The organism is Alistipes communis, from assembly GCF_006542665.1.
Taxonomy (GTDB): Bacteria; Bacteroidota; Bacteroidia; order Bacteroidales; family Rikenellaceae; genus Alistipes; species Alistipes communis.
On the sequence record NZ_AP019735.1, the window covers coordinates 959847 to 973059 of the forward strand.

Below are 13213 nucleotides of genomic sequence, written 5' to 3' on the forward strand. Positions count from 1 at the left end.
CTCCATGAAAGCCACGATCATCACCATCGGCGACGAAATCCTCATCGGACAGATCGTCGACACCAACTCCGCATCCATCGCCCGCCACCTCAACGCGGCGGGCATCGTCGTTGCCGAAAAGGAATCGGTCGGCGACGACCGCGATGCCATCGTCGCCGCGCTCCGCCGCGCCATGGACGGCAGCGACGTGACGATCCTCACCGGCGGCCTCGGTCCCACGAAGGACGACATCACCAAACGTACGCTCGCCGAGCTGTTCGGCTGCGAGCTGGTGCGCGACGAACGGGTCGCCCGGCACGTGCGCCGGATGCTCGAAAGCCGGGGCATCGCCTACAACGACCTCAACCGGGGACAGTCGCTCGTTCCCGCCTGCTGCACGGTGCTGTTCAACGCCCACGGCACGGCGCCGGGGATGTGGTTCGAACGCGACGGCCGTGTCGTGGTCTCGCTGCCGGGCGTGCCGTTCGAAATGGAACACCTCATGCAGGACGAAGTGATGCCGCGTCTCAAAGCCCGCTTCGCCCTGCGGCAGATCGTACACCGCACGCTCATCACCTCGGGACTGGCCGAGTCGATGCTCGCCGAACGGATCGCCGGCTGGGAGGCCGCCCTGCCGCCCTACCTGCATCTGGCCTACCTCCCCTCGCCCGACAAGGTGCGGCTACGGCTGTCGGCCTACGAGGTCGAAGGCGAAGAGGTGGCGCACGAAATCGAAGCGCAGTTCGAAAAGCTGCGCACGATCATTCCCGAATATATCCTCGGCTACGAAACGGCCACGATCCAGTCGGTCGTCCACGACCTGCTCACGCAGCGCCACCTGACGCTCGCCACGGCCGAAAGCTGTACGGGAGGCGCCATCGCCGCCCGGTTCACAGCCATGCCCGGCGCCTCGGCCTACTTCCGATGCGGCGTGGTCAGCTACACCGTCGAGGCGAAACACGACCTGCTGGGCGTAAGCCTCGACGACATCGACCGCTACGGCGTGGTGAGCGAACCCGTCGTCCGCGCCATGGCCGAAGGAATGCGGCGCACGGCGCACGCCGACTATGCAGTGGCTACCACCGGCGTCGCAGGCCCCGCGGGCGGCACGCCCGAATGTCCGGTCGGAACGGTCTGGATGGCCGTGGCGGGCCCGCAGGGAACCGTCGCCGTCTGCCGGCAGTCGGGCAGCGACCGCGGCCAGATCATCGATCGTGCGTCGGGACAGGCCATCGCCCTGCTGCGCGACGAGATTCTGCGGCAGGATACACCCCGAAACGAATAGACCCATGCACGAAGATCCCCGAAAGGCCCCGCTGCCGGACGATCCGGCGGCTCACTCCGACGCGGTCGGCCGTCCCGTCGACGCATCCTCCCGCATCGCCTTTACGACCTCCGACGGGCAGCCGGTCGAAGTGCCGTTGCTGACGCTCGTCCCGATTCCCCGACTCACGATCGACGAGGCGACCGTCGGCTTCGACATGGAAGTACGATCCGACGGCTCGACCGCCGTCAACGGGCGCTGCCGCACCTCGGAGGACGATCCGAAAAGACGACGGTAACTACTCGCAGCCGGCCCGATTACGGCGGAAAGGGCGGCCGGATTCGATGCCGCGCGGGGCTTGGGCCCTCGCAGACACCGCCCGCGGCGGGCCTCTCCGCAGACTCCGCCCCGCAAATACGACAGCAGTCGGTCCTTACGCCGGAATTCCGCCGCTCTCAGGATGACATAACAGAATTTTTAATTCCCCGTTTTAAACTTGCGAAGCGTCGCTTTTCCCCGCGACTTTGCATATCTTTACGAAAAACAAACGATCCCACAGGATGAAACGCTGCAAAATCACCATTCTCAAAACCACCCTCGACGAAGAACTGGCCAAAGAGTACGCCGCCCCCGGCTTCACCCGCTGCCCGATGATGCGCGAAGGGCAGGTCTTCTACGCCGATTACGCCAAACCCGAAGGCTTCTGCGACGAAGCGTGGAAAGCGGTCTACCAGTACGTTTTCGCCCTGTCGCACGGAGCGGGCGTCTTCTACTACGGCGACTGGATCGATCGGGAGGGCGTGGCGATCTGCTCCTGCAACGACGGTCTGCGGCCGGTCATCATGAAGATCGAACGCACCGACGAGGAGTCGCACATCGACTATGAACCGGTCGAACGATAGCTCCCGAACCGTCGCGGAGCTGCGTGACGAACTGTTGGGGTTCACGCATCCGTCCGCCGTGCGGCGCATCGCCTCCGCCGTACGTTCGGCCGACGAAGTGCAGGCACTCTACGCTCTGCTTTCCGCCGGCGAGGAGCCGCTCGCCTACCGGGCTGCGTGGACGCTGTGCCACCTCGCCCCGACATGGGACGCCGTGCTCCGCGACCGCTACGACGAACTGGTCGCCGCGGCGCTCGACTGCCCGCACGCGGGACGCCGGCGGCTGCTGCTCGCGCTTCTCTACCGGCAACCGCAGCCGGAGCCGCTGCGGGTCGACTTTCTGGATTTCTGCCTCGATGCGATGACCGATCCCGCGCAGCCGCACGCCGTGCGCATGTACTGCATGAAGCTCGCCTGCGAAATGTGCCGCACCCAGAAAGACCTGCTGCACGAATTCCGGACGCTGGTCGAGCTGCTGGAACCCGATCTCCTGCCGCCGTCGCTGCGCGCCGTGCGCCGCAACGTACTGGCCGCGCTCGACCGCAACCGCCCGCTGCCGCGGAGGTGAACGATCGACACGTCGTCCGGCAATGTCGAGCCCGTTCCGCAAGCAAACGGGGCCCACGTTCCGCGGATCACCGTGATCTTCACCTGCACAACAAAAACCCCTCCTTTCACAAGGAGGGGTTCGGCAAGGTTCGTCGATACGGCCCAATGGCCTGTCCGGCGAACCGGCGCTACTTCGCGTAGGCTACGGCGCGCGTTTCGCGGATCACGGTGATCTTCACCTGACCCGGATAGGTCATTTCGTCCTGAATCTTCTTGGCGATGTCGCGCGACAATCCTTCGGACTCCTGGTCGGAGAGTTTATCGGCGCCGACGATCACGCGCAGCTCGCGGCCCGCCTGAATGGCATAGGTCTTCTGCACGCCCGGATACGAGAGGGCGATCTCCTCCATCTCCTTGAGCCGCTTGATATAGGACTCCACCACCTCGCGGCGGGCGCCGGGACGGGCGCCCGAAATGGCGTCGCACACCTGAATGATCGGAGCTACGATCGATGTCATCTCCACCTCGTCGTGGTGCGCTCCGATCGCATTGCAGACATCGGGCTTCTCCTTGTATTTCTCGGCGAGCTTCATGCCGATGATTGCGTGCGGCAGTTCGGGTTCGTCGTCGGGCACCTTGCCGATGTCGTGCAGCAGACCGGCACGGCGTGCGATCTTGGGGTTCAACCCCAGTTCGGAGGCCATGATACCGGCCAGATTGGCCGTTTCGCGGGCGTGCTGCAACAGGTTTTGCCCGTAGGACGAACGGTACTTCATCTTGCCGATCAGGCGGATCAGTTCGGGATGCAGGCCGTGGATGCCCAGATCGATGGCCGTGCGCTTGCCGACCTCGACGATCTCCTCCTCGATCTGCTTCTGCACCTTGGCGACCACCTCCTCGATGCGGGCGGGATGGATTCGGCCGTCGGTGACGAGCTGATGCAGCGCCAGACGGGCGATCTCGCGGCGCACGGGGTCGAAGCCGCTCAGGATGATCGCTTCGGGCGTGTCGTCGACGATGATCTCGATGCCGGTAGCCGCTTCCAGCGCACGGATGTTGCGCCCCTCGCGGCCGATGATGCGGCCCTTGACCTCGTCGCTCTCAATATTGAAGACCGTCACGGCGTTCTCGATGGCCGTCTCGGTGGCCACGCGCTGAATCGAGGTGACGATGATCCGCTTGGCCTCCTTCGTGGCCGTCAGCTTGGCCTCCTCGATCGTCTCGTTGATGTAGGCGGCCGCATCGCTTTTGGCTTCGGCCTTCATGTTCTCGATCAGGATGTTCTTGGCATCCTCCGAACTCATGCCCGAAATCTGTTCCAGACGCGCGTTCTGCTCCTTCATCAGGCGGTCGATCTCCTCGGTCTTATGTTCCAGCAGCTGCCGCTGCGCTTCCATCTGCTCTTTGAGCCGTTCGTTCTCGCGCAGGCGGTTCTCCAATTCACGTTGCTGATTCAGCAGGTTGGCCTCGATCTGCTTGGCGCGCTGCTCGCTCTGCGCGAGCTTCTGGTTGCGCTCGTTGACCTGACGGTCGTAGTCGCTTTTGAGCTGAATGAATTTCTCCTTGGCTTGGAGAATCCGCTCCTTCTTTATCATTTCGCCTTCGGCCTCCGCCTCTTTGAGGGCGGCTTCACGCTGCGCGCGGATGGTATTCTTGGTGATAAACCGGGTCACCAGAACATAGATACCGACGCACACAACGGCCGAAACGACGCTCGATAATACAATGGCAATCATGGTTTCGAGTTGTGTTAGTTAATATAGTTAATTAATAGGTATACATATAAAAAACCGCATAGGATTCCTTGCTCTTGTTTGACGAATCTGCCGATAAGTCATGTGTGGGGGCTTCGGGTTCGCAATCTTCCAACGGCACCCCGGAGGATGCACCCCGAAGGGTCAAGGCCTGATTTTGAGACATTCGCGTAAGTTGACCCCAATGTAATAAGTGTTCAGTTTCGCAAAGCTAGAAGGAATCTATGCGGGTAGATTATTTCTGTGTATGTTAAAGAACGCAATCCGTCATCAAACGTTTCATTTCAAGAACGGTGCCCGACCTGCGATTATTGTCCGCGCCGGAGCGCCCGTCTCTCTCTTTTCTTTCTGCCGACGCATCGGACCTCGACGTCCGACGCCTCTTCATTCACCGATCCCGCGCCCGTCAGCGCAACGCATCGAGATAGCTCTCCAACTCTCCGCCCAGCGCGGCGAGCGTCTTCACCTCCTCGTCGCCGACCTCGCGGCTCTGCGCCAGCGCCAGCTTCGCCACCGCGATCTGGAAAGCGGCCATCGCCAGACAATCTTCCTTCGAAAACCCCTTGAAGTGCGCCTGTTCGATGCGCGTGACGTATGCGTTGATCTCGCGCTCGGCAAGGCGATACAACTCCTCCTTCTCGCCGTCGATCGCCAGCGGATAGGGTTTCCCGATGATTTTTACCGTTATGTTCTGCTTGGCCATTCGCTACGGTTTCGTTACTCCTGCTGCCGGTTCAACAACGCAATGCACCTGTCTACCTCCCGCACTAAACGGTTGACACGCGCCCGCGCCCGTTCCCGATTCCGACCGCCGCCGGCAAGCCCTTCGGCCAGCCGCACGCACGACAGCTCCTCTTCGAGCGAACGCACCCGCTCCTGCAACGTCCTGTTCTCCTTGCGCAGGGCGTCGCCCTCGGTCTTCATCCGATCGCACAGTCCGCGCAGCTTGGCGTGTTCCGCCATCAGCCGCCGCACCTGCGCCGCGAGGTTCGCTATGATCTCCTGAGCCGCCATGAACGATCGTCGTTACAACATTAACATCCCAAAGGTAAAAATTTTTACGGAAAAACGAAAGAACGGCCGAAGATATTTTTCGGCCGGCACGACGGCCGAAACCGCCGGCTGCTTCGGAATGCCCTCTGCACTACCGTTTTCGCCGTTCGGTCAGTTCGCCGTAGAGGTCGTACTCCTCGGCTGCCGTGATGCGTGCCTCGTAGAAACAGCCGCGCCGAAGCCGGCGGCCGCCGGCGGGAATCAGCAGTTCCTGGTCGACCTCGGGCGAATCGTACTGCGTGCGGCAGACGTAATAGTCGCCCTGCCGCGCGTCGACCACCACGCGCTCGGTACGCCCCACGCGGCGGAGGTTGTTGTCGAGCGAAATCGCCTTCTGCCGCTCCATGATCCGCTCCACGCGCCGCCGCTTCACCTCGTCGGGCACATCGTCCTTCAAATGCAGCGCCGAATAGGTACCCTCCTCCTCGGAATAGGCGAAGACGCCCAGCCGGTCGAAACGCACGTCGTCGACGAATTGCAACAGCTCCGCGAAATCGGCCTCCGTCTCGCCCGGATAGCCCACGAGCAGCGTCGTACGCAGAGCGATGTCGGGCACAGCCGCACGCAGCCGTTCGACGAGCCGATAGGCGTCGGCCTTGGTGTGGCGGCGTTTCATGGCCTTCAACTGCGCATCGGAGATATGTTGGAAGGGAATGTCGAGGTATTTGCAGATTTTAGGCTCGTGCGCCATGACCTCGATCACGTCGTCGGGGAACCCCGTCGGATAGGCGTAATGCAGGCGGATCCACTCGATACCCCCGATGCGGCACAGCTCCGTGAGCAGATCCGCCAGCCGGCGGCGGCCGTAGAGATCGACCCCGTAATAGGTCGTGTCCTGCGCGATGACCATCAGTTCGCGCACGCCGCCGGCGGCCAGCCGCCGCGCCTCGTCGAGCACCTGCTCCATCGGCACCGAGACGTGCGGCCCGCGGATGAGCGGAATGGCGCAGTAACCGCACTTCCAGTCGCACCCCTCGCCGATTTTGAGGTAGGCGTAGTGACGCGGCGTCGTGAGCCGCCGCTCCGTGGCCAGATCCGACCGCCACTCGCCGCCCAGCGCCCGCACGACGCCCTCCCAGTCCTTCACGCCGAAGAACTCGTCCACCTCGGGCAGTTCGGGGCGCAGCTCGTCGGCATACCGCTCCGAAAGACATCCCACTACGAACAGCCGGTCGATCCGACCGGCCTGCTTGGCCGCGGCGGCGCGCAGGATCATGTCGATCGACTCCTGCTTGGCGTCGCCGATGAAGCCGCAGGTGTTGACCACTACCACACGGGCATCCGTACGGTCGCTGTCCGCCGCGACGGTATAGCCCGCCGCAGCCAATTGCGCCATCAGGTGCTCCGAGTCGACCGTATTCTTCGAGCAGCCGAGCGTTATGACGTTGATCTTCTTCATCCCGTGCGCCTTATTTCGTCTCGTCGCCGAAGAGCGCCTCGACGAACGCACGGCGGTCGAAGAGCTGCAACTGGTCGATGCGCTCGCCCACGCCGATGTAACGCACCGGAATACGGAACTGGTCGCTGATACCGATCACCACGCCGCCCTTGGCCGTGCCGTCGAGCTTGGTGATCGCCAGCGACGTGACCTGCGTGGCCTGCGTGAACTGCCGGGCCTGCTCGAAGGCGTTCTGACCGGTCGAACCGTCCAGCACGAGCATCACTTCGTGCGGCGCACCGGGGATGACCTTCGCCATGACGTTGCGGATCTTGGTCAGCTCGTTCATCAGCCCCACCTTGTTGTGCAGACGCCCCGCCGTGTCGATGAGCACCACGTCGGCCCCGTTCGCAACGGCCGAGCGGAGCGTATCGTAAGCCACCGACGCGGGATCGGAGCCCATCTCCTGACGGATCATCGTCGCACCGGCCCGCTCGGCCCAGACGGCCAGCTGGTCGATCGCCGCGGCACGGAACGTATCGGCCGCGCCGATGTAGACCTTGCGGCCCGCAGCGGTCAGCTTGGCCGCCAGCTTGCCGATGGTCGTCGTCTTGCCTGCGCCGTTGACCCCCACGACCATCAGCACGTAGGGCGTCCCTTCGGGCAGTTCCAGCCCGAAATCCTTGGTCGAAGCGTGCGACTGCTCCATCAGCGCCGCGATCTCGTCGCGCAGGATGCCGCGCAATTCGGCCGCGTTCATGTACTTGTCGCGCGCGACGCGCTCCTCGATGCGGCGGATGATCTTGACGGTCGTCTCGACCCCCACGTCGGAGGTGATGAGCACCTCCTCCAAATCGTCCAGCACCTCGGCGTCGACCGTCGAGCGGCCCGCTACGGCACGCGCCAGTTTCGAGAAAAGGCCCGTCTTGGTGCGTTCCAGTCCGGCGTTCAACTCCTCGCGCCGCTGTTCGGGCTGTGCTTCGACAGCCGCCCCGGCGGCAGTATCGGCCGGCGTATCCTGTTTCTTTCTGAACAGATCGAAAAATCCCATAACAAAATCGGTTTTAGCCGGACGACGGGCGGACTCCTGCACGGCTGCATCGCACCACGGTTCCGCCCCGCCGGCATTTATTCTTGCGACAAAGATAATAACTATTCGCAAAATTAGTTATATTTGTAAAGCGTATAATCGCGGTTCCGACCCGCAGAGGCGATGCCGGACGGTGCGAACGGCGGCCGGAACATCGCACCGGGAGACGGCGAAACCTCCCCGCAAGGCCCGCCGGATGCAGAAAACTGTTGAAAATCAAATGTAAACCCATGAAGAAAGGACTTATTTCCCTCCTGTTTCTCCTGTCGTGCGGCGTCTGGGACGCAGCGGCACAGGATCTGATCGTCAAGAAGGACGGCACGAACGTCGAAGCCAAAGTGCTCGAAATCGGCGAAAAGGACATCAAATACAAGAAGGCGTCGCACCTCGACGGCCCGACCTATCTGGTGTCGGTCGCGAACGTCGTCTACATCCGCTTCGAGGACGGTTCGACCGACATCTTCTCGCAGGAGGATTACGACCGTCTGGCGGCCGAGGCGAAGAATCCCGCACCGCAGAAACAGTCGAAGCGATCCGCGCCGAGCGCTTTCGCGGGACGTTACCAGCCGGGCGACTATTTCGACGAGAACGGCGTGCGGGGCATCGTCATCGAGGTCGACGCCGAAGGGCACGGCATCGTGATGTCGATCGCGCAGGCCAATCTGCGCTGGTGCGAATTCAAGAAGAGCGACGCCGTGCGGCTGGGCCTCGACGACCAACACGACGGAGCGGTCAACCAGGCCGCCTTCGCCCGCATGGCCGACGAGGGAAAAGTCCGGTGGGAGGACTATCCCGCCTTCAAATGGTGCCGCGACCTCGGCGAAGGGTGGTATCTGCCCGCGATCAACGAGGTGCTGCGCATCGGCCATCTCTACAACAACGGCCGCATAAAGTTCGACCGCAAGGCCCGCGAACAGTTCAACAACCGTCTGAAAGAGCACGGCGGAGTGAAGATGGACCGGCTGATGTACTATTTCTCCTCGACCGAAGGCGACGACGCATGGACGGCCATGACGACCCACATGGGGATCGAGCCGCCCTTCGTCGAACAGACGTCGAAGAACATTTCGTTCCTCGTCCGGGCCATGCACAAATTCTGAGGCCGGACGGCTCTTCCCGCCGGCGGAATTCCGACGCCACTCCCAACCTCACCCCTGTCGCGACGGTTTGCGGCAGGGGTGAATCGTTGAATTTCATTCTTCGTTTTCCCGCCCCGGCATAGCCTGAACAAGTCCGGCTCTGCGCCCGGCTTAACGAAAACGTTCACATTCGTGCTCCTTTTCTCGCCTCGGCAAAGCCCGAACAAGTCCGGCTCTGCGCTCGGCTTAACGAAAAGGTTCGATGCCACACGAAACCCCACGTACCTGCTCGGCACGCGCAAATGACGACACGAACCGCCTCTCCATACTGATGTACAAGTACACCTCCGGCCGCGTTCAGCGTACCGGCAGTTCGCCGCCGGCGGCAGGTACAGCACCAATTTCGGCGAGTTGGAGCCCGCCGCGTGGGGCGGCGAACCGCCGATATCGTCCCGCGATGCCGCCGGCAACGAACCCCAACCTCGTCCTCTCCGGGCGCCTCACGACACACGACCTGCCGAACGAACTCCGCCCGCACCGCCATCCCTCACACGCCTAAAACCTCCGCCCGCCCGTCCGGACGTCCCGGCGACAGCCGGCATCCAGCGTCCGCCCCGCCGCAGCCCGTCCGTACAAAAACACAAAAGGCACCCCTTGTCGAGATGCCTTTTGTGTTAAGGGCCGATGCCCTTAACCACGAATACCGTCGGAACGGTTTATTTCTTCTCTGCGAAGAACTCCTTTACATGGTCGTTGGGAATGATACCCTCCTTGAACATATAGGCGCCGGTCTTCTCCGACTTGACCATTTTGATGCACTTGGTAAACTGCTTGCCCGTGCCGGTTTTCAGGGTTGCGACTACTTTCTTTGCCATAACGCTCGATTATTTGATTTCACGGTGTAACGTCACCCGCTTCAGATAGGGATTGTACTTCTTACGTTCCAGACGGTCGGGGGTGTTTTTCTTGTTTTTGGTAGTGATGTAACGAGACATGCCCGCAACACCGCTCTCCTTCTGTTCGGTGCATTCGAGGATGACCTGAACGCGATTGCCTTTCTTAGCCATTTGTCAATACGGTTTAGTAAATCTTCTTGGGGCAGGCAGCTTCGCGCAGAGCCACTGCGAGACCCTTCTTGTTAATTGTTTTCATACCGGCAGCCGACACCTTGAGGGTGATCCAGCGGCCCTCTTCCTCTGACCAGAAACGCTTGGTCTTCAAATTCGGACTGAATTTGCGCTTGGTCTTGCGGTTCGAGTGAGAGACATTGTTGCCGATCACCGCGACCTTGCCTGTAATTTCGCAAACTTTCATTGTTGATAATGTTTTTGTTCCGCCACAATTGGCCTGCAAAGATAGAAAAAAAATCCGAGAGTCGGGCACTTCGCCCGAAAAAAACGTTCCGAACGACGGCACAAACAGCGGATTCGGATGCCGGCGGCCGATCCTCGCGGCGGTATCCGATCCTTCGGCGAACGACGATTCCGGCTCTGCGAACCGCGGCCTCCGGCGTGCGAAGTCCCGCCGCAAGCTTTTCTCCGCACGCCGAAACCGCACCGAACTTACGGCTCCTCCCGCTCGTCCCCGATCATCGGACCGTTGCCGGCGCATCATAAGCCCGACTTATAGCTCCATAAAAAGATATGAATGAAAAACAGAACCGCGTATCGAATAATTCGCTATCTTTGTACAAAAGAAAATTTAATACATTAAACGATACAACTATGATCAGCAAAAAAATGCAGGAGGCGATCAACGCCCAGATCAATGCCGAACTCTGGTCGGCATATCTCTATCTCTCGATGTCGATGGACGCGGCGGACAAAGGGTTCAAAGGTTCCGCACACTGGTTCGTACACCAGTTCAAGGAGGAGCAGGGGCACGCCGAGAAGCTGGCGGGCTATCTCCAATCGCAGAACGCCAAGGTCGTGCTGGCTCCCATCGCCGCCGTGCAGACCGAATGGCCGTCGGTCGTGGCGATGTTCGAGGACACGCTCGCCCACGAACAGAAGGTGACGGCGATGATCCACGATCTGTGCAAGCTGGCCGCCGCCGAGCAGGATTTCGCAACGGCGAACATGCTGCAATGGTTCGTCAACGAGCAGGTCGAGGAGGAAGATACGGCCCGCGGTATTCTTGAAGGCTTCAAAGCCATCGAAGGCGAGAAGGTGGGCGTCTACATGCTCGACCAGAAACTCGGCGCACGCTAAACGCGCAGTCGAACGTTTTCACTAAGCCGAGCGCAGAGCCGAACGCAGTTCGAGTTATGCCGAGGCGAGAAAACGAAGAACGAAGTTCAACGACTTCTCCGCACCGCACCGACCCTGTGTCGGTGCGGTGCTTCGTTTTCAGGGGAAGGCAAGCCGGACGGCGCCTGCACGTTCCCGCGAAACCGCACCCGCGCAGGAAGCGAAAAAGGAGCGCCGCCCCGACGGCGGCACTCCCCGTAAAACCGGATTGCGGCGGAAAGCTACTCCTTCACGCAGCGCAGCGACATGCCCTGCGAACGCTTGTCTTTGCTGACTTTGAGCATTCGCTTGCTATCGATGATGAACATATACTGACCGTAAAGATCGGGATAGAGTTCCAAATTGTCCGAAGCCTTGCCCTTCGTTCCGATCCACAAGCCGCTGTAAGGATTGGCCTCGGTATAATCCAACCCTCCGGAAGCGTAGGCGCGCGTACCGGTCGTGGGGAACCACTGTCCCTCCTGCTCGAAACCGCGATTGGCTTCGTCCCACTTCCCTACGGTATAGACGAGCCATGCGTAGGGCGTATTGCCGTCGGCGTCGCAGACCGGAACCTTATAGCCCACGGGGCAGGGATCGTAGATCGTCTTCTTCCGGCTCTCGCCGCCCCAGTAGTCGTCGTTCGACACGTCGACCCAGTCGCCGGTCTTATAGTCGTTCTCGACGATCTCTTCGCCGTACTCGTCCTCCACGCCCGTATGCTTGTAGGTCATCGCATAGAATACCGCCGGATTCTGGATCGATTTCTCGATCGTCCCGTGGAACTCCGCCGTCAGACCGAACTTCGGCAACACACGGTTGTCGATGCCGTAGACCTCAGGCTCGCCGTCGACCTCGTAGGTGTAATCCTCGTTCATGATCGTAAAAGCCGTCGTACCGGGGAACGGATCTTTGCGCCCCCACTGGTAGAGCAGCCCGTGCGAATCGAAACTGCCGCGCTCGACGGTCAGCGCACCCAGATTGCGGTCCATGAAACTCCACGTCGTCCCCGACGCATTGGGAGCCGTCGTGAAGAGCGACGCCGACGGATCGTAATCGACGATCCACAGATGCCAGCTCCACAGGATCGTTCCCGACTCGTCGACGGCCGCCACGACGGCATTGCCGCTCTTGTCGGCGGTCTCGACGATGATCTTCTTCTCGTCGGCGGCGTAGGCTACCCGCGTAACGAGACCCTGCGCGCTCTGCCAAACCAGTTCGGCACCCTCGGCCGCACCGATCGATTCGGTGGAGGAGTTGCCTTTGTAAGCGGCATCGAAGACCGACGCCGACTTCGGGGCGACGATATAGCAGTTGGCGCAGCCCGCCGCACTCAGGTCGGTGAACGTCTGAGCCCCCTGCGTCACCCGCACCTCGCGGGTGATGCTCCGTTCGCCTTCGCCCGCAGTGACCGTAACCGTCGCCGTCGGACGCGCAGCCAGCGCATCGTTCGCATCGGCCGACACCGTGAATTTGCCTTCGGCGAGCGTAACCTCGCACCACGTCTCATTCGACAACGCCGTCCAGCTGCCGAGATTAGTCGACACGGCCACCTCGACGCTCCCCCCCCCGACCGGCAGGGAGATCTCGGTATCGGGCGTCAACGTCAATTCGGGATCGGGCATCGGCGCATCGTCGTCGCTGCACGATGCGAAAAGCATTGCGGAACCCGCCAACAACGCTGCCGCACCTCTCATGAACCTAAGTTTTTCCATCGGGATAAAATTTATGAAATTCGCTGCACTATCGCAGTGTGGGCGAATATACGAAATATATATCGTAAAACCATATCGCCGAAGGGAGGACGCGACACGTCCGAAGGGAGAGCAAACGGCTCTTTCGCGGGGTTTTAATGTCGATTTCGACGGGAAAAATTCATTTTTCTGCGTTTTTATAATAAATTTGCATACTATTCGTTAAAAAACAGTACGGCAATAACATCTAAAAAAACATAACAT

The 13213-nt window shown here is 61.0% G+C and carries 15 protein-coding genes; 6 read left to right on the plus strand and 9 right to left on the minus strand.

Annotation, left to right across the window (positions count from 1 at the left end):
• Window positions 1-4 precede the first annotated feature (4 nt).
• The 4 genes from FMF02_RS03880 to FMF02_RS03895 all read left to right on the plus strand — a co-directional run bounded on the left by FMF02_RS03880 (window position 5) and on the right by FMF02_RS03895 (window position 2692).
• The gene (locus FMF02_RS03880; RefSeq protein ID WP_141412268.1) at window positions 5-1264 is read left to right on the plus strand and encodes a competence/damage-inducible protein A; all 1260 of its coding nucleotides are present in this window, start codon (window positions 5-7) and stop codon (window positions 1262-1264) included.
• Between the two features lie 4 nt (window positions 1265-1268).
• Window positions 1269-1541: a DUF2589 domain-containing protein gene (locus FMF02_RS03885; RefSeq protein WP_141412269.1), complete on the plus strand. Its 273-nt coding sequence runs from the start codon at window positions 1269-1271 to the stop codon at window positions 1539-1541.
• A 262-nt stretch (window positions 1542-1803) separates the two neighbouring features.
• Window positions 1804-2145: a TIGR04076 family protein gene (locus FMF02_RS03890; protein WP_019131555.1), complete on the plus strand. Its 342-nt coding sequence runs from the start codon at window positions 1804-1806 to the stop codon at window positions 2143-2145.
• Window positions 2126-2692, plus strand: a complete 567-nt coding sequence (locus FMF02_RS03895) for a HEAT-like fold family protein (RefSeq protein WP_141412270.1) — start codon at window positions 2126-2128, stop codon at window positions 2690-2692. The genes FMF02_RS03890 and FMF02_RS03895 overlap by 20 nt, the downstream gene beginning before the upstream one ends.
• Before the next feature lie 169 nt (window positions 2693-2861).
• On the opposite strand, the gene rny is transcribed toward FMF02_RS03895, so the two are convergent.
• From rny to ftsY, 5 genes are all read right to left on the minus strand, one after another.
• Window positions 2862-4409, minus strand: coding sequence for a ribonuclease Y (gene rny / locus FMF02_RS03900; RefSeq protein WP_019131557.1), 1548 nt, complete (start codon window positions 4407-4409; stop codon window positions 2862-2864).
• Between the two features lie 424 nt (window positions 4410-4833).
• A complete protein-coding gene (locus tag FMF02_RS03905; RefSeq protein ID WP_019131558.1) occupies window positions 4834-5130 on the minus strand; it encodes a cell division protein ZapA in 297 nt (98 codons plus the stop codon).
• Between the two features lie 14 nt (window positions 5131-5144).
• A complete protein-coding gene (locus tag FMF02_RS03910; protein ID WP_019131559.1) occupies window positions 5145-5441 on the minus strand; it encodes a hypothetical protein in 297 nt (98 codons plus the stop codon).
• Between the two features lie 130 nt (window positions 5442-5571).
• Window positions 5572-6879: a 30S ribosomal protein S12 methylthiotransferase RimO gene (rimO, locus tag FMF02_RS03915; RefSeq protein WP_141412271.1), complete on the minus strand. Its 1308-nt coding sequence runs from the start codon at window positions 6877-6879 to the stop codon at window positions 5572-5574.
• 10 nt (window positions 6880-6889) lie between these two features.
• Window positions 6890-7909: a signal recognition particle-docking protein FtsY gene (gene ftsY / locus FMF02_RS03920; protein WP_019131561.1), complete on the minus strand. Its 1020-nt coding sequence runs from the start codon at window positions 7907-7909 to the stop codon at window positions 6890-6892.
• Window positions 7910-8178: 269 nt separating this feature from the next.
• Between ftsY and FMF02_RS03925 the strand changes: the two genes are divergently transcribed.
• Window positions 8179-9048 (plus strand): hypothetical protein, encoded by an 870-nt coding sequence (locus FMF02_RS03925; protein WP_141412272.1) that lies wholly within the window; start codon window positions 8179-8181, stop codon window positions 9046-9048.
• A gap of 695 nt (window positions 9049-9743) precedes the next feature.
• On the opposite strand, the gene FMF02_RS03930 is transcribed toward FMF02_RS03925, so the two are convergent.
• Genes FMF02_RS03930 through rpmB form a run of 3 tightly spaced genes read right to left on the minus strand, consistent with a single transcriptional unit; the run spans window position 9744 to window position 10341 of the window.
• Window positions 9744-9902, minus strand: coding sequence for a DUF4295 domain-containing protein (locus FMF02_RS03930; protein ID WP_019131563.1), 159 nt, complete (start codon window positions 9900-9902; stop codon window positions 9744-9746).
• 9 nt (window positions 9903-9911) lie between these two features.
• On the minus strand, window positions 9912-10094 hold the full coding sequence (gene rpmG / locus FMF02_RS03935; protein WP_019131564.1) for a 50S ribosomal protein L33: 183 nt from the start codon (window positions 10092-10094) through the stop codon (window positions 9912-9914).
• A 13-nt stretch (window positions 10095-10107) separates the two neighbouring features.
• A complete protein-coding gene (rpmB, locus tag FMF02_RS03940) occupies window positions 10108-10341 on the minus strand; it encodes a 50S ribosomal protein L28 (RefSeq protein ID WP_019131565.1) in 234 nt (77 codons plus the stop codon).
• A gap of 410 nt (window positions 10342-10751) precedes the next feature.
• Here rpmB and FMF02_RS03945 point away from each other — a divergent pair, with 410 nt between their 5' ends.
• Complete coding sequence (locus FMF02_RS03945; protein WP_019131566.1) at window positions 10752-11237, plus strand: ferritin; 486 nt, start codon at window positions 10752-10754, stop codon at window positions 11235-11237.
• 260 nt (window positions 11238-11497) lie between these two features.
• On the opposite strand, the gene FMF02_RS03950 is transcribed toward FMF02_RS03945, so the two are convergent.
• Window positions 11498-12970: a BACON domain-containing protein gene (locus FMF02_RS03950; protein ID WP_244611626.1), complete on the minus strand. Its 1473-nt coding sequence runs from the start codon at window positions 12968-12970 to the stop codon at window positions 11498-11500.
• Window positions 12971-13213: the final 243 nt, after the last annotated feature.